This window comes from Marinomonas sp. BSi20584, from assembly GCF_002792415.1.
In the GTDB taxonomy this organism is placed as follows: Bacteria; Pseudomonadota; Gammaproteobacteria; order Pseudomonadales; family Marinomonadaceae; genus Marinomonas; species Marinomonas polaris.
Map to the genome: position 1 here is coordinate 45,892 of NZ_KZ454872.1, position 21,069 is coordinate 66,960.

The 21,069-nt window shown below is 45.1% G+C and carries 13 protein-coding genes; 2 read left to right on the top strand and 11 right to left on the bottom strand.

Going from position 1 to position 21,069, the window contains the following annotated elements; translation table 11 throughout:
* Window positions 1-19: 19 nt before the first annotated feature.
* The 9 genes from pbpC to TY87_RS05305 form a co-directional block, all read right to left on the bottom strand.
* The gene (gene pbpC, locus TY87_RS05265) at window positions 20-2,308 is read right to left on the bottom strand and encodes a penicillin-binding protein 1C (RefSeq protein ID WP_100186263.1); all 2,289 of its coding nucleotides are present in this window, start codon (window positions 2,306-2,308) and stop codon (window positions 20-22) included.
* Window positions 2,308-7,209, bottom strand: a complete 4,902-nt coding sequence (locus TY87_RS05270) for an alpha-2-macroglobulin family protein (RefSeq protein ID WP_198432045.1) — start codon at window positions 7,207-7,209, stop codon at window positions 2,308-2,310. The genes pbpC and TY87_RS05270 overlap by 1 nt, the downstream gene beginning before the upstream one ends.
* A 170-nt stretch (window positions 7,210-7,379) precedes the next feature.
* Window positions 7,380-8,408, bottom strand: coding sequence for a peptide ABC transporter ATP-binding protein (locus TY87_RS05275; protein ID WP_100186265.1), 1,029 nt, complete (start codon window positions 8,406-8,408; stop codon window positions 7,380-7,382).
* A complete protein-coding gene (gene dppD / locus TY87_RS05280; protein WP_100186266.1) occupies window positions 8,405-9,373 on the bottom strand; it encodes a dipeptide ABC transporter ATP-binding protein in 969 nt (322 codons plus the stop codon). Before dppD ends, TY87_RS05275 begins: the two co-directional genes overlap by 4 nt.
* 11 nt (window positions 9,374-9,384) lie before the next feature.
* Complete coding sequence (gene dppC / locus TY87_RS05285; RefSeq protein WP_072838648.1) at window positions 9,385-10,299, bottom strand: dipeptide ABC transporter permease DppC; 915 nt, start codon at window positions 10,297-10,299, stop codon at window positions 9,385-9,387.
* Between the two features lie 10 nt (window positions 10,300-10,309).
* The gene (locus tag TY87_RS05290; RefSeq protein WP_072838647.1) at window positions 10,310-11,320 is read right to left on the bottom strand and encodes an ABC transporter permease subunit; all 1,011 of its coding nucleotides are present in this window, start codon (window positions 11,318-11,320) and stop codon (window positions 10,310-10,312) included.
* 120 nt (window positions 11,321-11,440) lie between these two features.
* The gene (locus TY87_RS05295) at window positions 11,441-13,033 is read right to left on the bottom strand and encodes an ABC transporter substrate-binding protein (protein WP_072838646.1); all 1,593 of its coding nucleotides are present in this window, start codon (window positions 13,031-13,033) and stop codon (window positions 11,441-11,443) included.
* A 521-nt stretch (window positions 13,034-13,554) separates the two neighbouring features.
* Window positions 13,555-14,424: an NAD(P)-dependent oxidoreductase gene (locus TY87_RS05300; RefSeq protein ID WP_100186267.1), complete on the bottom strand. Its 870-nt coding sequence runs from the start codon at window positions 14,422-14,424 to the stop codon at window positions 13,555-13,557.
* A gap of 455 nt (window positions 14,425-14,879) precedes the next feature.
* Window positions 14,880-15,500, bottom strand: a complete 621-nt coding sequence (locus tag TY87_RS05305) for an SGNH/GDSL hydrolase family protein (RefSeq protein WP_072838644.1) — start codon at window positions 15,498-15,500, stop codon at window positions 14,880-14,882.
* 94 nt (window positions 15,501-15,594) lie between these two features.
* On the opposite strand from TY87_RS05305, the gene TY87_RS05310 reads away from it, so the two are divergent.
* The gene (locus tag TY87_RS05310; protein ID WP_100186268.1) at window positions 15,595-17,025 is read left to right on the top strand and encodes a coniferyl aldehyde dehydrogenase; all 1,431 of its coding nucleotides are present in this window, start codon (window positions 15,595-15,597) and stop codon (window positions 17,023-17,025) included.
* A 63-nt stretch (window positions 17,026-17,088) separates the two neighbouring features.
* On the opposite strand, the gene TY87_RS05315 is transcribed toward TY87_RS05310, so the two are convergent.
* Window positions 17,089-19,074, bottom strand: a complete 1,986-nt coding sequence (locus TY87_RS05315) for a methyl-accepting chemotaxis protein (RefSeq protein WP_100186269.1) — start codon at window positions 19,072-19,074, stop codon at window positions 17,089-17,091.
* Between the two features lie 121 nt (window positions 19,075-19,195).
* Entirely contained in the window at window positions 19,196-19,945 is a 750-nt protein-coding gene (locus TY87_RS05320) for a DeoR/GlpR family DNA-binding transcription regulator (RefSeq protein ID WP_100186270.1), read from the bottom strand.
* A gap of 100 nt (window positions 19,946-20,045) precedes the next feature.
* Here TY87_RS05320 and TY87_RS05325 point away from each other — a divergent pair, with 100 nt between their 5' ends.
* Complete coding sequence (locus tag TY87_RS05325; RefSeq protein ID WP_442919207.1) at window positions 20,046-21,068, top strand: ABC transporter substrate-binding protein; 1,023 nt, start codon at window positions 20,046-20,048, stop codon at window positions 21,066-21,068.
* The last annotated feature ends 1 nt before the right edge of the window (window position 21,069 follow it).

Below are 21,069 nucleotides of genomic sequence, written 5' to 3' on the forward strand. Positions count from 1 at the left end.
AAGATATAGATCTCTATTTCTAATAGAGAAGAACCGAAAATTCGACTTGGTCTCTTGAGCCAGCTTGGTCTATTAACGTGAGTTGATAGTTGCCGGATTTTAGGTCTTTTAATGTGGTTTTTCTTTGCTGGTCGGGTAGCAACACGCCGTTTAAAAACCAGTAAAAAGGCGCTTCTCCTCCTTTCGCAGAAATGGTGATTTCTCGGTTTTGTTGCTTTGGTAGCTGGAACGCATCTTGATTTGCAAGCCCGTAGATACGCACGGCAGATTGACTGACTAGATTGCCTGTTGTTTCACATCTAGGATCCCAGCTCGGTATCCGAGATGATCGGCGTTGTTCCAAGCTTAGCCAATTATCCAAGGGCGCAGGCCAAACGGTTACCTTATGACGTTTGGCGTTAACCTGACAGCTTATATTGACTCGTAATTTGGAATCATCTGCTTGCCAGAATTGAAATTCAGATTGGTTGAATGGCTGCTGTAGCGACGCAGTGTTATACCAAGTCTTAGGAATGGTGCCGTCAAGAATATAAGCACTGTGGCTCTCCTCACAAACCGTTTTAACTATGTCACCTTGTGGCCAGCATATGTCTACTTTAGACACGCTGTCGGGCATCAGAGGATCTGGGCGTCGATCATTGAGCCGTTGATAAATATTGTTTAATAACGGCACTGCGGTAACTTGACCGTAATGGCCGGGCATGGGAACACCATCGGGTCTGCCAATCCAAACGCCTAATGTATAATGTTGGCTCACCCCAATCGCCCACGCATCGCGGAATCCATAGCTTGTGCCGGTCTTAACCGCTAAGCCAGAAACAGAGTCTGGATTATCTAATAATATTTTGCGAATAATCCAAGCGGCGCCATTGCTCAACAGCGGTTGTTGTGATTGTTTATCCTCGGTACTAAAACGCAGATGCTGTGCTTGGCCTTTGTTTCCAAGGCTGGTGTAGGCATAGACAAGATCTTCTAAATCAGAGCCAACTCCACCGAGAGCCACTGCCAAATTAGGCTTTGCTCCGGTCGGGAGTTTCAACTCGATGCCTGCTTTTTTCATTTTTAAGAAAAAATAAATGGGCTTGAGCTGTTCCAATACTTGCACCGCTGGAATATTCAGGCTTTTTTGCAAGGCATGGGTGACGGATACTGGTCCACTGATGCCACCATTGAAGTTGTCGGGTTGATAGTCCCCGAACTTGAGTGGCACATCCATTAATAAACTTTCGCTATGAATTAAGCCTTCATCCAGTGCCATACCGTAAATAAAGGGTTTAAGTGTTGAACCTGGCGAGCGTGTGGCTTGCACCATATCCACATAAGCGAAACGGCTGCTGTCGTTGAAATCGGCTGATCCCGCGTAGACTTTCACCTTGCCTGTTTCGTTTTCGACAACCAATGCGGCTGCCGAAACTTTCTGACCAATACCATGGACATAATTTCTGAGCAAATTGCTGATCTGACCTTGCCATTGAGAGTGTATAAAAGTTTCTATCTGGGGCGACTTGTTGTGTGTCACTAACCTGCGAGCGAGCAAGGGTGCAGATTGATAGTCTTGTTTGGTTACAGCGGGAATGTCTTCGATTAACGCATCGTTTAAGCGCTCGGTAGACCATTCTTTCAGCGTTACTAAGCGGCGCATCAATTTATCTCGTGCTTGTTGGGCGCGTTCGTTATGTCGGTCTGGTCGGTAATAGCTGGGCGCTTGCGGCAAAACTGCCAAGAGAGCTGCTTGGGCGTCAGTCAGTTGTTTCACCGTATGACCAAAGTAGCCCAAAGAAGCGGCTTGAATGCCTTCATAGGTGCCACCAAAAGGTGCGTGATTGAGGTAATAAGTAAGGATGTCGGTTTTACTAAAGTGCCATTCTAATTGTAGAGCACGGACGATCTCTTTGAGTTTTCCCCATACGGTTCTGGCCTCTGGATAGCGAATGCGAGCAACTTGCATGGTTAATGTTGAGCCGCCAGAGACTATCTCGCCTGTGCTAATCCATTGCCAAGTGGCACGAATGAGAGCAAAAAAATTAACGCCGGGATGATGGTAAAAATATTGATCTTCGTAAGTGATGAGCGCTTCAAGGTAGTTTGAGGAAACATCGTCTAAGGTAACAGGAAATCGCCACACGCCGTTTTCATCAGCAAAATCACGTAAAATAGAACCATCCTCAGCAAGAACGGTTTGACTAAGTGAACGGGATTCTAAATCGACCGGTGCAACCCTGTTGAATATCAAGAAAGACAAAAACAACAGTATTCCGGCGATAGGCAAATAAGCCCATAGCCGGAATCGAGCCTTAAAGCGAGCCATTAACGAGGCAGTATTTCCAAAGTATTAATCGACGTACCAATGGCACGGTAATTAGGACGATACATATCTTCTACAAAGGGCGGTGCGACCTGATAAGTTCCCGGTGTGACAGCTCGGGCCAGATAGTAAAGCTTTTTCACCGAACGATTCATAAGACTTACGGAAGCCACAAAGCGATCATCCCGATATTCTTGGTACAGCAGGTTATTTTCGCGGAAGTAGCTACCAAGCGGTTTTTCGTCAATCATAATGCTATCCAAATCGACGCTGGCATTGCTGAGGTTTTGATTTTCTAATTCTAAACCTGCTGGTAAAAGGTCTACTACCAAGGCATCTGGGATACGTAAGTCATCACCAACCGTAGCAACATTTAATTCCACAATGACCAAATCTCCACTGGTTAGTCTTGTTGGCGTTGTCTGTTTGCCTGTCAGGTCGTAATACTGTCGACTAATGCGCAGCCCTTCGCTGTATGGCTCTGGGATGTTTTTAGGTGCGCCTTGATATTGTAGACTGATATACAATTTTTGGTTGTCTGCAGTAATACCTTGCAGCTTGCGCAACTGGTCTGCATCAAACATAGAGTTGAATGCCTTTTCTTTTACTAGTGACTGTTCGCCAGATGGTAATTGGATGGTAGCGCGCCATTCACTGTTTTTGTTAGCGTATTGGCGAGCTACTTTTAATAAAGCAATGCGCTCTTGTGTACTGAACCAGCGTTTGCTTTGTAGGCTCTCAATCATCTTATCGGCTAGATCTCCGTCGTCCAGCCCGAGCTCTAATGCCGCCGCAAGGCTAAGTGCTTGATCGCGCACAATAGAGCCATAATCTCGGTAATAAGCATACTGTTTGCGGTCAATTTTTAGAGCCAGTTCTAGTGCTTTTTGAGCTCTAGAGGTGTCATTTAACTGATGTAGAGCGCCCGCTAAATGCATCCAAGCAAGACCAGATTCATCTAAAAATGGTATTGATTTATCGTGGCCGGAAGCAATTACACCTTTGTTATTTGTCATTGCTTGATCATAGAGTCTACGAACGAAGCTCAAGCTAATAGCATCCGCTTTGGCTAAGACAAAGGCGGCATAAGCGCGATAAGAGAACTGATAATAATCAGAGCTTTCGCTCCACATGTCGCTTTCAGGGTTGTTGTTGACAAAGAAGGTCAATCTCTCGATGGCGCGTTTCAGCATGTCGTCATCGCCGACAATGCCTTGTTTACGCGCATCGATTAAAAATTCCGTAGCATAAACGGTTCCCCAGCGAGACTCCCAACTGCTCGAATCCCAATAGCCGAAGCCTCCATTGCTCAGCTGTTTAGCTTTAAGCTTTTCAATCCCGTTCTGGATTTGTTTTAGACGGAAGGCTTCGCTAAAAGGTTGTTTGAATTCTTGTTCAATACTGTCATTCAAATCGAGCTGACTGACCATGTCTTCATTTAACAATAGCCAAGGATAAGTCGAGCTGGTGGTTTGCTCTAAACATCCATAAGGATATTGTAATAAGTTTTCGAATTGACTTCTAAAGTTGATCGCAGGGCGATCAGAAATGGTGAGCATGGCCTGAATACTGCTGTCTCGCAATGAACTGATATCAAAGCTCGGCTTCCACTGTTCGCCTGGCTCAAGCGTTGCGCGTAATTGATTTGTTGCCCAAGGATAAGGACTACGCACGCCAAGTCGCCACGTTCGCGTGATATTGATGTCGTCGCCATTGGTGGCATTAAGTGTAATAACACCTTGGCCTTCCATGTCCGCGCCTGTTATCGGAATGGAAAGTACGGTTTTTTCTTTATCAGCAAGTTCTAGACTTTGCTGCAAACCTTCGCTAATGACGGCACCATCGACTTTCACGCTGACATCAAATGTTTGCTTGGCATCGGAAAGGTTATGTAGATCAATGCTGATTTGGCTCTTATCACCCATCGCAAGGAAACGCGGCATGGCAATTTGCGATACAAGCTTGTCAGCGACAATCATTTCCTTGTGAGCGCTGCCGTAACTGTGATCGCCATAGACCACAACCATCCACTCCAATTTGCCATTGAAATTAGGCAGATCAAAACTGACATCGGCTTCGCCATTGACAAGAGCAACCGGTTCACTCAGGAAGGAGATAATTTGCACATCAGATTTTGGCTTTTTACCGCCTCGGCTGAGCTCGGTATCCGATTCATTAAACGCGTCGCCACCAAATTTCTGGCGGATCATGTCATAACCTAGGTTATTAATGATTTTGCCATAGATGTCGAAATACGCCGACTCAAAACGACGCGGAGCATAAAAATACTGCTCAGGTTGAGGTGGTTTATAGCGTGTAATATTCAGCACGCCTTTATCAACTAGGGCGACCGTTGCGTAAAGCGGCTGATCTCCGAGTTTGGATAAATTCTTGATATTAATATGAGCTTTTACTACCTTGTTTGGCTGGACTTTTTCCTCAGTAGTAAGTTCTACGTCTGCGATTGCATCTGGGCGAATGATAGGTAAATGGGTAATCCCCAATGCTCGCTTAGGTGCCACTTCTGTGACTTGGTCCGCTGGCGTTAACACCATCGCCGTGACGTATAAGTCATGTCGATTCCAATTTTGTTGAATATCGATGCTAACTTCATTTGTGCCTTTTTCGATGTTTTTATGAAGGCTGTATTGAACGCCATTAGTGGATTCCACATTGATAATGCCATCGCCAGCCACTGGGCTGTTTAAACGCAGTGTTGCTTTATCGCCGAGCTCATAGTGGTCTTTATCCAACGACATTTGCAGCATGTCGGGTTTTAGATTGCTGCTGCTTTGGTTATCCCAACTCCATTCTGTCTCAAACTCAAAGGTGCTTTTTGCACCCGTTTCAGAAGTGACTTCCAAAATATACGTACCCCATTGCACAGGGAAATCAACGGTGACAGCGTCGCCTTTCACGTCAATATTTTCGTTACCAACTGTATAAATATGGCTCTGATAATTCCAGTACCAGCCGCGGGATTCGTTGTATTCCCAGAAGTATTCGCGGTAATTTCGAGACATGCGAACACTGAGCTTGTCAGCAACCTGTTTCCCTTTTTGATCGACACTTAGTAACTTAAATTGCAACGTTTCATTGGACGCTGGTCGATCTTTAAATAACGGCTGGATGCCAACCAATTTTTCGTAGCTTGGTAATTGTATGATGTTCTGATTGCGCGTCACCGGACGGCCGCCACTTTCGTAAACGCTGGCACTGACAAGGTAGCGCAATGGTACTGGAGTGTTAGCCCAATTATCTGGAACAGAAATCACTCCCTTGCCATCTTTATCCAACTTGATTGCGGCAGTTTTCAATGTTCTGCCATTGATTTTTTCTTTGGCATTGCCGAAATAGTAATCTTTTAGTGCTGGAAACGGCGTGGTCGAAGGCGAGACTGTAACAACGGCATCGGCATCATTGCTGGCTGCGGGAGCGCCATAGAGATAATCACCTTGAATGGGAACGTCAAAACTGCCTTTAGGAGCATAGCGAGTTTGATTAGGAACATCATCGTAAAAGGAAAGCGTCAGAGTTTCAGGTAAAAAGTCTTCAACCTGAAACCAGTAAGTATCAACATAGTCATTGTTAATGCTGACTTCAAGACGCCATTTTCCTGTTGGCGCGTTGCCGTCTAACTGGAAGCTGGTTTGATAAAGGTTGGTGCTGTCAGGCTGCCAAGTGAACTGTTTTTTACGTTCGCCACGAGCATCATAAAGCTTGGCTTGTAATGGCAAATTTGCGACTTTTTGGCCGTCATAATCGCGTAGTAATAAATTAATCGACACCTCTTCACCAGGACGATAAAGATCTCGTGGGCCGTACATAAACATCTGATAATTGCGATGTAGACTTGGCACATTCGGATAAGCGGATAAATCTAATTCACCTTCATCTAATTTTAAAAAGGTAATGCTATCGCCATGGCGAGCAAGTACTACTTTTGGCAAGTCGTTTGTCGACAGTTGATAGCTGCCATCTAGACCACTTGTAGCAGCTTGTTCGCGAGCCGCTTGTTTATCTGTTTTTGGCCATAAAAAGCGCAAGTTGACATTGGGCATGGGCTTGGCTGTGGTAATGGAATGGCTATAAATCACTAACGAATCTTTGTATTTTCTAGCGTGTAAACCTATGTCTGTAATGGTGAATACCGCCGTATCGTAGGCGTAGTCATAATCTCCCGGCTTACGGATAATAGCGACATAAATACCTGGTGAATTCTTTTCTAAGACAGGATCTAGATTTAAATTGTAGGTCTTACGTTGGTTGGCTTTTGCATCATTTTCATAACGAGCAGTGTGAACCAGATCTGCGTATTTTTTTAACCGATTGAGGCTGTAGTAATCATTCATTCCTTGCAAAGAGGTTTCGTCAATAAAGCGGTCTAAAGTGTCATCGCGAACACGAAATACATCTAAATCGACCGATTTTTGATTGATAACGGTAACAGGAATGCCGTTTTGAATATTGCCGACTAAGAAACTACCTTTGCCTGAAAAATTGGCGCCGGGAATGATTTCACGAGTTTTTACCGTGCGTTCAAAGTTATGAATATTACCTTCGCTGTCTTTTTCAGAGAGCGTTTTACCATCGACCGACTTAGGTTTAGTTTGCACTTTGACGGTGTATTCGGTACTAGGCTCAACAAATGGCAGTACCCATTGTCGGCCATTATTTTGAGGAATCCAGATATTACCAGTGGTGGGATTGGGTGCCACAGAAATGGATTTGCTTAGGTCGCTTTGAGGATCAATCGAATCGGTAAAGCGAATAACCAATGCGGGAGCGTTGTCTTGAGTGGTCTCGCTGACATCAGAGATATAAAAATCCGCTGCGTGGAGCGTGCTGGAAAGAAGCAACAAACTCATCCAAATGAGATGAAGACCTGATAGAACTGACCGCATGACAAGCATCCCTTTTGCGTTTATATGAAGTGGATTCTATTAGCTCATACTATGGGTTACAAGGTGAAATAGATGACGGCTTATCACATGAAAGAAGGGCGGGTATTAAAGTAGATAAAAAAACGCCCTTGCGGGCGTTATAGAAACTCACAAATATTGAATAGGTTCGCTTACGCCGCACCCACCGTAATGGCTTCAATACGGTTTTCTTCCACAGCGTGACACGCAATCATGTGGCCTTTTTCTTGCTCTGCCTGATCGTCTAATCGAAGCAATGGCGTTTCGGTTTTGCAGCGGTCGTTGGCGTAACTGCAGCGTCCGTGGAAAGCACAGCCAGATGGCGGATTCAACGGTGAAGGTAATTCGCCTTGCAGCTTAATGCGAACACGACGTTTATCCGGTGAAAGCTGCGGTGTACTAGACAGCAATGCTAAGGTATATGGGTGCTTCGGGTTCTCGAATAGTTGTTCGCGAGTACCTTGTTCAACCACTTTACCTAAATACATCACCATCACGTCATCGGCAATGTGTTCTACCACAGATAAGTCGTGGGAGATGAACACATAGCTCAAACCAAACTCTTCCTGCAAATCCATCATCAAGTTCAATACTTGCGCTTGAACCGACACATCCAATGCGGACACGGGTTCATCGGCAACGATGACATTTGGGTCGAGCATCAAGCCACGAGCGATGGCGATACGCTGACGTTGACCACCGGAAAACATATGCGGATACCGGTCGTAATGTTCGGCTTTTAAGCCTACTTTCGCCATGATAGCGAGAGCTTTTTCTTTACGTTCTGTTTTGGAAAGCTTGGTATTAATCACCAAAGGCTCTTCCAAAATAGCGCCGATCTTCTTGCGAGGATTCAGTGATCCATAAGGATTTTGGAAGATGATCTGAATCTTCTGGCGCAGCTTCGCTTGAGCGTCAGAACTCAATGTTAGTAAGTCTTCACCTAGGTGAGCCAAGCTACCACCCGTCGGTGTTTCAATCATAGTTAGCATGCGACCAAGGGTGGATTTACCACAACCGGATTCGCCTACTACCGCAAGGGTTTTGCCTTTTTCAAGATTGAAACTAATACCATCGACGGCTTTCACGACGGCGTCAGGTTTAAACAAACCTTGCTTGACGTGGTAATGCTGTTTTAGGTTTTCGGCTTTCAAAATTAATTGGCTATCGGATTGGTTCATGCGGTTGGTCTCCCTTCGCGGTCCAATGGCGTATGGCATTTTACTTGGCGATTAAGGTCGCCTTGGTTCGCAGGTTCAACCTCACGACAATGATCTGTCGCATAAGGGCAGCGCGGGCTTAGCAAACAACCCAGAGGGCGATCGTATTGACCCGGAACCACACCTGGTAAAGCTTTAAGACGCGCTTTACCAGAGGCTGACTCAGGCAAAGAAGCGAGCAAGGCTTGAGTGTATGGATGTCTTGGTGTGCTAAAAACTTCTGACGCTGGACCAGATTCGACTATTTGACCCGCATACATAACGATAACGCGATGAGCGACTTCGGCGACTAAGGCTAAATCGTGAGTGATCAGCACCAAGCCCATTTGTTTCTTGCGTTGTAACTCGATCAATAGATCAATGATCTGTGCTTGAATGGTCACATCTAGAGCGGTTGTCGGCTCGTCTGCGATCAATAGGCGCGGATCACAGGCAATCGACATAGCAATCATCACTCGCTGGCTCATACCGCCTGAAAGCTGATGAGGATAGTTTTCTAAACGAGATTCTGGTGCCGGTATGCCTACTTGCGTTAATAACTCAATAGCGCGCGCTTTTAGTTCTTTCTTGCTGCCGCCTTGATGTGTCTTTAACGCTTCAATGATCTGGTAACCCACAGTGAAACATGGGTTAAGGCTGGTCATCGGATCTTGGAAGATCATCGCAATGTCGGAGCCAGTTAGCTTACGACGTTGCTTTTCTGGCATGGCTTGCAGATCTTGACCATCGAAGGTCAACTGATCTGCGCTGACTTTTCCAGGGAAGTCGATCAAGCCCATGATAGACAATGAACTTACACTCTTTCCTGAGCCAGATTCCCCAACGATGCCGAGAACTTCCCCTTCTTCGACCTTGTAACTAATGTTATCTACGGCGCGAAAACTGCCGAAGGTAACGCTTAAATTTTCCAACTGTAACAGTGACATAACAACCTCTCTTACTGTTTCAACTTGGGATCAAGGGCATCACGCAAGCCATCACCCATGAGGTTAAACGCCAGTACTGTGATCAAAATCATCAAACCGGGGAAAGTAACCACCCACCAAGCGCGCTGAACAAACTGCAACGCATCGGCTAACATCGAACCCCATTCTGGGGTTGGTGGTTGTGCGCCAAGGCCAAGAAAGCCAAGGGCTGCCATATCTAGGATGGCGCTGGAGAAGCCTAACGTTGCTTGCACGATTAACGGTGCTAAACAGTTTGGCAAAATGCAGACAAACATCAAACGCAGCGGACTAGCGCCGATGACACGAGATGAGGTGACATAATCGCGAGACATTTCTGCCATGGTTGCTGCACGGGTTAAGCGTACATAATGTGGCAGCGAGACAATGGAAATCGCCAACGCCGCATTCACAATGCTTGGCCCTAAAATCGCTACGATCGCAATCGCCAACAATAAGCTTGGCATTGCCAACATGATATCGACGATACGCATGATGGCTGTGTCTATCATGCCTCTGAAATAACCTGCTACTAGACCAAGTAGAATGCCCATTATCAAAGACGCAGTTACCGCCACAAGGCCAACGGCAATAGAAAGACGTGAACCATAAATCAAGCGAGACAAGATATCTCGGCCCACATCGTCCGTACCCAAAACAAAAGACCAGTTACCGCCGTCTAACCAAGCGGGTGGCAATAACAGCGCATCACGATATTGGTCAGATGGGGAATGCGGCGCAACAAAGTTAGCAAATACCGCCATGAAGCAAATGATCGCAATAACGATCAAACCTGCCACCGCGCCTTTGTTGCTACTGAAATAATGCCAAAACTCTTGGAATGGCGTCATTGGCACAGGTGCGGTCAATGGAATGTCTGTCGTGGACGTTTTTGTAGATGTTGTCATAAACGCCTCCTTATCGGCTGTGTCGAATTCGTGGGTTAACAATGCCGTAAGTGATATCTACCAAGAGATTCACGACAATGATGATACAAGCGACAATCAAAATACCGCCTTGTACAACGGGGTAATCACGGCGTCCGATAGACTCGATTAACCATTTACCAATGCCCGGCCAAGCAAATACGGTTTCGGTTAGAATCGCACCAGATAACAAAATACCCACCTGCAAACCAATTACGGTAATCACTGGGATCAAGGCGTTACGTAACGCATGAATCACGATGACTCGCCAAGGAGCGATGCCTTTCGCTCGAGCGGTACGAATGTAATCTTCGCTCAATACTTCTAACATAGAAGAACGTGTCATACGGGCGATAACCGCCATAGGAATGGTGCCGAGAACGATACTTGGCAGGATCAGATGCGAAACGGCAGAAGAAAACGCGCCTTCTTCACCTGATAATAATGAATCAATTAACATGAAGCCGGTAACGTCGTCTATCCAATACACCACGTCGATCCGTCCGGATACCGGCGTCCAACCCAGGTTAACGGAAAATACCAACATCAATAACAGCGCCCACCAGAATATGGGCATTGAATAACCGGTGAGAGAAAACGTCATCACCGAATGATCAATCACAGTTCCCCGTTTAACCGCGGCAAAAATGCCCGCAGGCAAACCAATCAGAATCGCAAAAATAGCGGCACAAAATGCTAACTCAATGGTAGCTGGAAAAAGCGTTAGGAATTCTTTCATTACCGGTTCTCTGGTAATGAGGGAGTTGCCTAAATCACCTTGTAAAACGCCAGTGACATAGTGGTAATACTGAACATATAACGGCTGATCAAAGCCTAGTTGAGCACTTAATTCGGCGTGGCGTTCTGCACTCACTCCGCGTTCGCCGGCCATGACTTCAATTGGATCACCGGGGATTAAGCGAATAAGGGTAAAAGTCAGCAAGGTAATCCCGAGAAAGGTCGGAATGACGAGGCTTAAGCGACGGAAAATAAATTGGAACATAAAGGACTGGCTCTCTTGGGATGTTATGCGATCGAGCAATCTGCTCGGTCAGCAAAACACTTACTCACGTCCCAGCGAGTAAGTGTTTTGTTGTCCAAAGGACATATTTCTAAACGTTGGTTATTTGCTGACGTTGTAGAAGTAGTGACCGCCAAGTGGGTCAATTTTGTAGCCTTTAACTTCTTTACGAATTGGCTCGTAAACCACTGAATGAGCGATAGTGATCCATGGAGCTTCACGTTTGAAAACAACTTGAGACTCTTCGTACAACTTAGTACGTTCTGCTTTATCCGAAGTTTGTTTCGCTTTTAGAAGTAAGTTGTTGAACTCTTCGTTACACCACTGTGCACGGTTAGCACCACCAACAGCATCACAACCTAACAATACATATAGGAAGTTATCTGGGTCACCATTATCACCAGTCCAACCTAGCAACACGGTATCGTGCTCACCTTTCTTAGAACGGTTTAAGTATTCACCCCATTCGTAAGAAACGATTTCTGCTTTCACACCGATTTTGGACCAGTCTTCTTGCATGATTTCAGCCATACGACGCGCATTTGGGTTATATGGACGTTGTACTGGCATTGCCCAGATATTGGTTGAGAAACCATCTGGATAACCCGCTTCAGCAAGTAATTTTTTCGCTTTTACTGGATCGTATGGGTAATCAACAACGTTTTTGTTGTAAGACCACATAGTTGGTGGAATTGGGTTTTTAGCGACTTTACCAGCGCCTTGGAAAACAGCATCGATGATCGCGCTCTTGTCAGTAGCTAAGCTTAGTGCTTGGCGAACACGAGGATCAGTGAATGGTTTTTTCTGCGTGTTAAATGCCAAATAACCAACGTTCAAGCCTTCTTGGCTCATTAGGTTGATATTTGGATCCGCTTCCATTTGCTTAAGATCAGCTGGGTTTGGATACGGCATAACATCACATTCGCCCGCTTTCAATTTAGCGTAACGAACAGAAGCGTCTGGTGTGATAGAGAAAACAAGACGATCGATTTTTGCTTTACCTTGCCAGTAGTCTTTAAACGCTGTGTAGCGGATCAAAGAATCTTTTTGATACTGAACTTTTTGGAAAGGACCAGTAGCAACTGGATCAATGTCCAATTTTTCTGGTGTGCCGGCTTTCATGTAAGCGTCGGCTTGTTCTTTAGAGAAAATAGACGCAAAGTCCATTGCAAGGTTAGCAATGAAAGGCGCTTCTGGTTTCGTCAAAATGAATTTCACTGTGTAGTCGTCGACTTTCACCATCTCTTTAATCAAGGTATCCATGCCCATACCAGTGAAGTATTCGTAAGAGCCGCCTGACACACTGTGGTAAGGATTTTCTTTGTTGCCTTGACGGTCAAAAGTAAAGATTACGTCGTCGGCATTAAAATCACGTGTTGGTGTGAAGTCTTTAGAAGTGTGAAATTTCACGCCTTTACGCAAATGGAAAGTGTATTCAAGGCCATCGCTTGATACATCATAGCTTGTTGCTAAGCCTGGTTCAGTTTCTGTCGTACCCAATTTGAATTCGACTAAACGGTTGAACATGTTTTTCGATGTCGCATCGAAAGTAGTACCAGCAGTATAAAATGCCGGGTTAAAGCCCTCAGGGCTACCTTCTGAACAATAAACCAGTGTTGTTGCAGCGTGAGCGGAAGTGCTGATTGCTCCAGCGGCCATGAGTGCAAGCGTCAGTTTTGCTAACCCTTTTTTCATTGTAACTCTCCATTAGCATAATTATATTCGTGTCGAACACGTGGGAAGTCGAATCAAGGTATTCGTTACTTTTGTGATTATCTTGGCAGGGTTAAGAGCCATCTTTGTCGTTCGAGTCTTTTACAGTTTTAAAACAAACCCCATCCAAACTCCTAGTTCGAATGGGGTTGCTCTGCCTCGTCCCTGAGCCCCCTTTAGCTATAAATGATGAGCCTGAATAAACAGAAGCATCAAAAATAGCGTCTCTGAAGATTACTCAAGCCAATTTAAATAACCAATCGAAATAACGATATGGCCTATGCGTGTAATGAATACAGAATCTCTATAACGAAGGGGAAGCCTTGAGCACAAAGGTTTTGCAGGAAAAAACATAAGTAAGGAATGTGAAAGAAAAAGGACAATTTTTTATAAAAAAGTTTAAAAAGGAGATGAGACATGAGGTTGCCAACTAGTTTGTTGGCCTTTAGGAAGACCGTTTAATGCTCCATCACCGAAACATTAAACGACCTAAAACACTAAAATTAGGCTTTTTTATCGAGCGCTTTCACTAGAACAGAGGTGTCTTGACGACCACGACCTTCTGCTATTAGTGCTTGGTAATCCTGATCAACGGCCTGGGTTAATGGAATCTTGATGCCCATTTTTTCAGCTTGAGCAAGACACAGACCTAAATCCTTATGCATCCATTCAATGGCGAAACCAAAGTCAAACTCGTTTTTAGCCATGGTTTCACCGCGATTCTCTAACTGCCAAGAACCCGCTGCGCCATGTTTTAGCGTATCTACAAGCGTTGCAATGTCTAAGCCCGCTGTCTGGGCGAAACGAATACCTTCAGACAAACCAGACAATACGCCACCAATAAGAATCTGATTGACCATTTTGGCGATCTGACCGTTACCTACAGGCCCCATTAAGCTGGTGGCTTTTGCATAGCAATCCAACACCGACTGAGCTTTATCTAAGTCGCTTTGCGAACCACCGATCATTACGGTTAATACGCCATTTACTGCACCCGCTTGGCCACCAGAAACGGGAGCATCCATGAAGTAGAAACCACGTTCTTGAGCGGCTTGATGAAGCTCTTTTGCCACTTCTGCCGAAGCGGTCGTGTGATCAATAAAAAGCGTGCCGGCTTTTGCTTGTTGGAATGCGCCGTCTTGTCCTAAATATACGGCGCGTAAATCGTCGTCGTTACCCACGCAGGTTAATACAATGTCGGCGTCTTGCGCAGCAAGAGCAGGAGTCGTCGCAAAGGTGCCAGTGTATTCTTCACACCAGTTTTGGGCTTTTAGAGTAGATCGATTGAAAACCACAACTGCATGACCCGCTTTACTCACATGGCCTGCCATTGGGTAACCCATAGTTCCGAGTCCGATGAAGCTTACTTTCATTGCTTTTCTCCTTACTACGTTTGTTCAAGATATGGATCTGATAGACAAATTTAATAAACAGATCATACGGATTTGCTTAGCAATTACGAGGTACAAAAAACAAGGAAATGGAGCATACAGAAGCGGATTATTGCTATTTGGGTAGCATTTCAGGCGGTGTTTTGATAAAGGGCGCTCACTCACTCTTCCTGTGGATAACTTTGTGCAAGAAAATTTGAGTGAGCGATTATTTCGTAAAAAAGCGAGTATGAACAAAGAATCGTGCATATTTTATACGATTTCCATTCTTTCCTTTTGCGCTTATAGATCTTCCCTTCTTTGTCAATAGCTATAAGCGACTTAATCTGATTAAGTCCTCTTAATAATATTATCTAGTTGCGATTGGTTCGTTTTTATAGAAATTGCCTCATTTATAGAAATTTATTAAAAAATCAATATAAAACAAATGCTTAATCTCATATTTCCATTTTTATCAAAGAATATATCGAGTTTGCTAATTGCTCATTTGCTTGCGTGTCTAAGTGCACGCCATCAACGTCGCTTGGCTGTAAGACCCCAGCAGCATTGAGAAAAATACATTGGTTGCGAATGGCGATATCTTGGTAGTACTGATGAAAATGTTGTGATTTTTCAATGGCACCGTCAAAACTTTCGGCCATAGAGCCCGTTGGGGATAAAATATTTGGCGGAGCGATCACTACAAGGGTTGGGACTGGGAAATCGTGAGTATTTGGTATTCTTGACTTCTCGATCAGTTTTTCCACACCTTTTGCTGCTTCATAGGCTCCAATATGGAAGTGTCGCTTCAAATCATTAGTGCCCAACATCAATATTAAAATATCGACAGGGCCAAAGGTTTCTAATGCCGCTTGAAGGTACGCTAGGCCATTTCTACCTTCTAAGAAGGGATCATTCCAGATCGTCGTTCTGCCTGGCAATCCAAAGTTAATCACTTGATGTTGTTGGCCTAATAAGTCGTTTAGCATGGTTGGCCAGCGTAGGTGTTTTGGGTAACGTCCTCCGTTAGGTACTCGGCCCCAAGTAAGAGAATCTCCGTAGCATAAAATAGTCGCCATGATGTGCTCCTTGCATTCGTTATGAGTCATTAGATAGTGTAGTAAATAAGCGGCATTTGATCATAAAATAATAACGAGTGTTGAAGAGGCCATCATGAAAGTAACACCTGCTATTTTTTCTTCTAAAGACGACATCTACTCGGCATTATCTCGCCTGAAAAATGTGGCTCAGCAAAACCCCTTACCATCAGCTGAAGAGCGTCGACAATGTCTTACTCGTTTGCAAGCGGCGTTAATGGATCATGAAACCTCTTTATTAGACGCCTTGCAGAAAGATTTTGGACAGCGCGCTCATGAAGAATCTAGGTTACTTGAGCTTGTTCCTTTGCTTGGTGAAATAAAGCACGCGAAACGTCATCTTGTTAAATGGATGAAACCTTCAAAGCGCAAAGTCCACATCAGTACCTTGCCAGCTAGCGCTCAGGTGTTCTATCAGCCAAAAGGTGTGGTAGGTGTCATCTCACCTTGGAACTATCCCGTGTTGCTGTCTCTGGGGCCTTTGGTGGGCGCATTGTCTGCTGGGAATCGTGTGATGATGAAACTATCGGAGTTTTGTCCTGAAACTAATCAGGTGCTATGCGACATAGTGACTCACGCTTTGGGGGAGGATTGGGTGGAAGTGGTTGAAGGTGAGGCAGAGATAGCCAACGAGTTTAGTCTGTTGCCATTCGATCATCTTTTGTTTACTGGTTCGACGTCCGTGGGGCACATTATTATGCGCAACGCCGCCGAGCATTTAACGCCTATTACTTTGGAGCTAGGCGGTAAATCTCCTTTACTGGTCGCTCCGTCGGCGGATTTACGTGATACGGCTAAGAAGCTAGTGTTTGGAAAAGTGCTCAATGCAGGACAAACCTGTGTCGCACCAGATTACGTTATGTGCCATTCCGACCAAAAGCAGACCTTAATCGATTATATAAAGCAGGAACTTGCGGATTATTATCCAGAAGGTGTGTTGAGCCCTGATTACACGAGTTTAATTAACGTCCGCCAATTAGATCGCCTAAAAGGCTATTTAGAGCAAGCACGAACTGCTGGGGTCCAATGTGACAACTTGATGCCGCAAGGGCCAGAGGAAAGCGACGGTAAGCTGGCGTTGCATGCGCTGTATCAACCAAACGATGCTTTGAACGTGATGCAGGATGAGATTTTCGGGCCTTTGTTACCGATTCTCACCTATGCTGATATGTCAGAGGCCTTGTCTTACATTCAGCAACGACCTCGTCCTTTATCTATGTATTTATTTACGCAACAAAATGAAGATCAAAAGCGCTGCGAGGAAAGCATTGCCAGCGGCAGTTTGGTGATTAATCACACTCTGGTTCAAGTCGCACAAGCGGACTTGCCGTTTGGTGGTATTGGCGCATCGGGAATGGGCGCTTATCACGCTGAAGAAGGCTTTCGCACCTTTTCTCATAGCAAGTCGGTATTACACAAACGTGGGCCGAATGTTCTTGCCTTGCTGCGTCCACCGTATCGGCGTCGTATTCATCGGTTAGTCGCAAAATTTTGGACATTCCTGTAAACGTAAAAAATCCCACTCTAACTAATTAGCGTGGGATTTGTCGTTCTACTGTATTTTATGTATCTATTTCAAGGCATTGAGTCGATTGGCAATGGCATCGATCTCTTGACTCATACGGCTAAGATGACTTGAATCGCTGGCGTTGCTGCCAGTGAGTTCTTGTAATCGAGACACAAATTGACTCAAATCATGAGATACTTTTTGCTGTTCTCCAGCCGCCACCGAAATTTGTGTCGCCTGATCGGTGATTTGAGAGAAGGCGCTAACGACTTGCTGCAAGTGGCTAGCCGTTGACTCTGCTGTTGCTACTGCACGTATGGTTTCGCTATGGCCCAGTTCCATAGAGCTGACAGATTCTTTCGACGCGATTTGTAGACGCCCTAGGACTTGTTCAATTTCCACGGCAGAGCTCTCACTCTTAGCGGCAAGGTTACGTACTTCATCCGCAACCACTGCAAAGCCTCGACCTGTTTCCCCTGCCCGAGCTGCCTCAATGGCAGCATTTAGTGCCAAGAGGTTGGTTTGCTCGGCAATGGCTCGAATAACACCCAACATGCCGTTCGCACGGCGGCTATCTTCGTCTAACTGAAGAATGTTGGCTTGTGCTTGCGTCATAGCGCTGGTAAGAGAGCGCATTGTTTCGATAACGGCATTCATTTCATTACCGCTGTTGCGTACGTCTTTGTGGATGCGCTCAACAGTTTCTCTGGTTTCATTGGCGTACATGGCAACATCATGAGAGGTCGCGCCCAGCTCTTCTGTCGCTGCCGCCAATGTGGTGTTTTCATCACTTAGGCTGTTGGCTTTATTTAAAAAGTCATTGCTAAATGTGCTTAAGCGACCAGCATCTTTCACCAGGTTGGCAGATTCAATATGAATCTGTTCTAGTAATTTTTTCAGCTTATCGCCATAGGCATTAACTGCCTGACGTAAATCGCCTAGCTCATTTAATTTGCCGACTTCAAGTTCTTGGGTGCTGCCGCCATCGGCCAGCTCTTGAATTTGCTGAGTAGTTTGGTTGATCTGACCAAGCAAGCTGCGGAAGTAAGAAATGGCAATGATGCTAACGACGACTAATAAAGCACCAATGACAATCATCAGGAACAAGCCCATGCTTTGAGCGATTTCTGTCATGCGTGCTTTAGGAACGACTAAGCCGATCGTCCAGCCCGTTTGTGGGTGCTTAAAAAGATCGACGTAGGCCGCTCCATTTAATATGTCATCATGATCGAGCGTGATTACTTGCTGCGAGCCACTGATTTTATCTAATGCTGACTTTAACCAAGGTAACTGATTGCCAAGCTCAGCCGCAGTCAACATACTGCCATCGTTTTTGACTAAATTGGCTTTGCCTTTAGGGAAACTCAGCATTTGCCCAGCTTGATCAATGGCAAATACATAGCCTTGGTTTTCGGCGCCGTATTGTTCAAGGGTGTTGGTGATGCCATCTAGCATCATATCCACCGTGGTTACACCCGTGAACGTATTTTTTTCTTTCATTGGAATGGTACAGGTCACCATTGGAATTTTGGTGACTGGATCAATGTAAGCCTCAGACCAAGTGCAACGATTAACGGGAGCTGTTTTGCCAACGGTGTACCAGCCTTCATTTTGATAACCAGAACCTGCAGGGTCATTATAATCGTCCAGATAGCTCATCTTAGAACCATCGCGGCCCCAGAAAAAACTACGACGCTGCGTTCCTTGAGTAAAAGCAGAAGGTTCTGGCCAGATACCACCACCGGCGATACTTTTGTCGTCATGGTTATTAATAATGCTCGGGAATACTTTTTTAAATAAGGCTTCGTCTTTAGGAAGCTCAGAACTGGCCAAAGCCAAAGTACTAGTCAGCAATTGAATTTTTTCTAACTTCGCACTGAGTAATTCACTCAGACCTTTTTGATTAACGGAAATTTGTTGTTGGCGTTCTGCAGTTAAGTCGGGTTTCACTTTCGTTTCTATAACAAGATAAATACTGGCAAGAGCGAGTAAGAGAATAACCACTAAACCAATATTAATCTGCTGTCGAATTCTAATAGGTGATTTCATAACAACCTCAATTCTTTGCGACGTGGGGGTAACTAAGACAATAGTCTTATATAAAGACTGAGATCAAGCGCATTTTTTACACAATTTATACAAAGGTGCTTTTATTTTAACCTCGTTATTGTTAATACAATATTTCAACGCCTTGATAACTTAGCGAGCTGAGTAAAGAAGAAGACGGTTTTTGGTCGGTAATTACACAATCATAATCGCTCATTTTTCCCCATAAACATCGGGATTCAGTATCAAACTTTGTACTGTCGATAACTAAAACTCGATAATGGCAATGTTCAACCAAGGCTTCTCGCGCCATGACCTCATCGTCAGTAAAATCAAATAAATGTCCCTGTTTGTTCACCGCTGCGACAGAAAAAATACCAATGTCCGCTCGGTAGCGCTGGAAAAAACGCATGGCGTCGCCACCTATGACATCTTGATCGCGCATTCTTACTCGACCACCTGATATGGTGAGCTCGCAGTCCGGGTGCTCACACAAATTACGTGCGGCATGAAGGTTAGTGGTCATCACTTGTAAGCCCTGAAAGAGCGAAAGCTGGTTGGCGACTTCTGCCACGGTTGAACCACTGCCAAGAAAGATTGATTGATAGTCCGCCAACTTGCTCACACAAAGGTCGGCAATGTGCTTTTTTCCGGCCGCATGGCGGATTCGTCTTTGATCAAAACTAATGTTCTCGCGATGAGGAAAAGGGATCACTTCACCATGGCTGCGCAATACCAAGCCTTTTTCGGCTAATAGCCTAATATCCGATCGAACGGTTTGCACTGAGACCGAAAATTCGTCGGCGACGGCCTGTAATGTTTGGCGTCCTTGCTTATTCACCCATTGCACGATGTCATAGTGCCTTTTGTTCATAGTGATTCAGTCCTTTTTATGAAGCTTTTTAAATGAAGATCGTCGAAACGAAAGCAAACCAGCATTAAACGAAATTTTTTCGTCACTATAGTGTCAAATTATGTCGGTATTGTTGCAGCTCACTTATCAAAAAGAGAGTTTCACCATGACCGTTAAGAAGACCTTGTTGCTATGTGCTGCGGCACTTGCTTTTCCTCTTTCCGTACAAGCTCAAGATGTTTTGACCTTGTATACCAGTCAGCCAAACCAAGATGCGCAAATGACGGTGGATGCGTTTGAAGCGGCCAATCCAGATATAAAAGTGGAGTGGGTGCGTGACGGAACGACCAAATTAATAACGAAATTGCGCGCGGAATTATCCTCTGGCGTGGTGAAACCCGATGTACTGCTTATTGCTGACAGCGTGACCATGGAATCTATGGTGTCTGATGGCTATTTGTATTCCTACATGAGCCCTAATCGCGATCAATACGAAGATAGTTTGTACAGCAAAGATGGCTATTATTACGGCACGAAACTGATTACTACAGGCATTGTCCGTCATAAACAAGCGCCGCAACATCCAACGGATTGGGCTGATTTGGTCAAGCCTGAATACAAAAACCAAGTAGCGATGCCAAGCCCTTTGTATTCTGGTGCTGCGCTGATTCATCTTGCGACGCTAACTGCTGACAAATCACTAGGCTGGAATTATTTTGAGCAATTACATGCCAACCAAGCGATGGCGCAAGGAGGCAATGGCGGTGTACTAAAAGCGGTGGCATCAGGTACTAAGCCTTACGGTGTGATTGTGGATTTCCTAGCGATTCGTGAAGCGGCGAAGGGCTCACCGATTGAATTTATCTTTCCTAAAACGGGCGTCACCATGGTGACTGAGCCAGTGGCGATCATGAAAGAAGCTAAAAACAAAGCTGCAGCAAAGCGCTTTGTAGACTTTCTCTTATCAAAAGAAGGCCAAGCCTTAGTATTAGAGCAGGGCTACTTACCGGCTCGTAGTGACATTGGTGTGCCAGAAGGTTTCCCTAAGCGTACAGATATTCGTTTGATGCCATTCGATGCGGCAAAAACATTGCGCGACAACGAAGCGAACAAAGAGCGCTTTAGCAAAATCTTTGAAGGTTAAG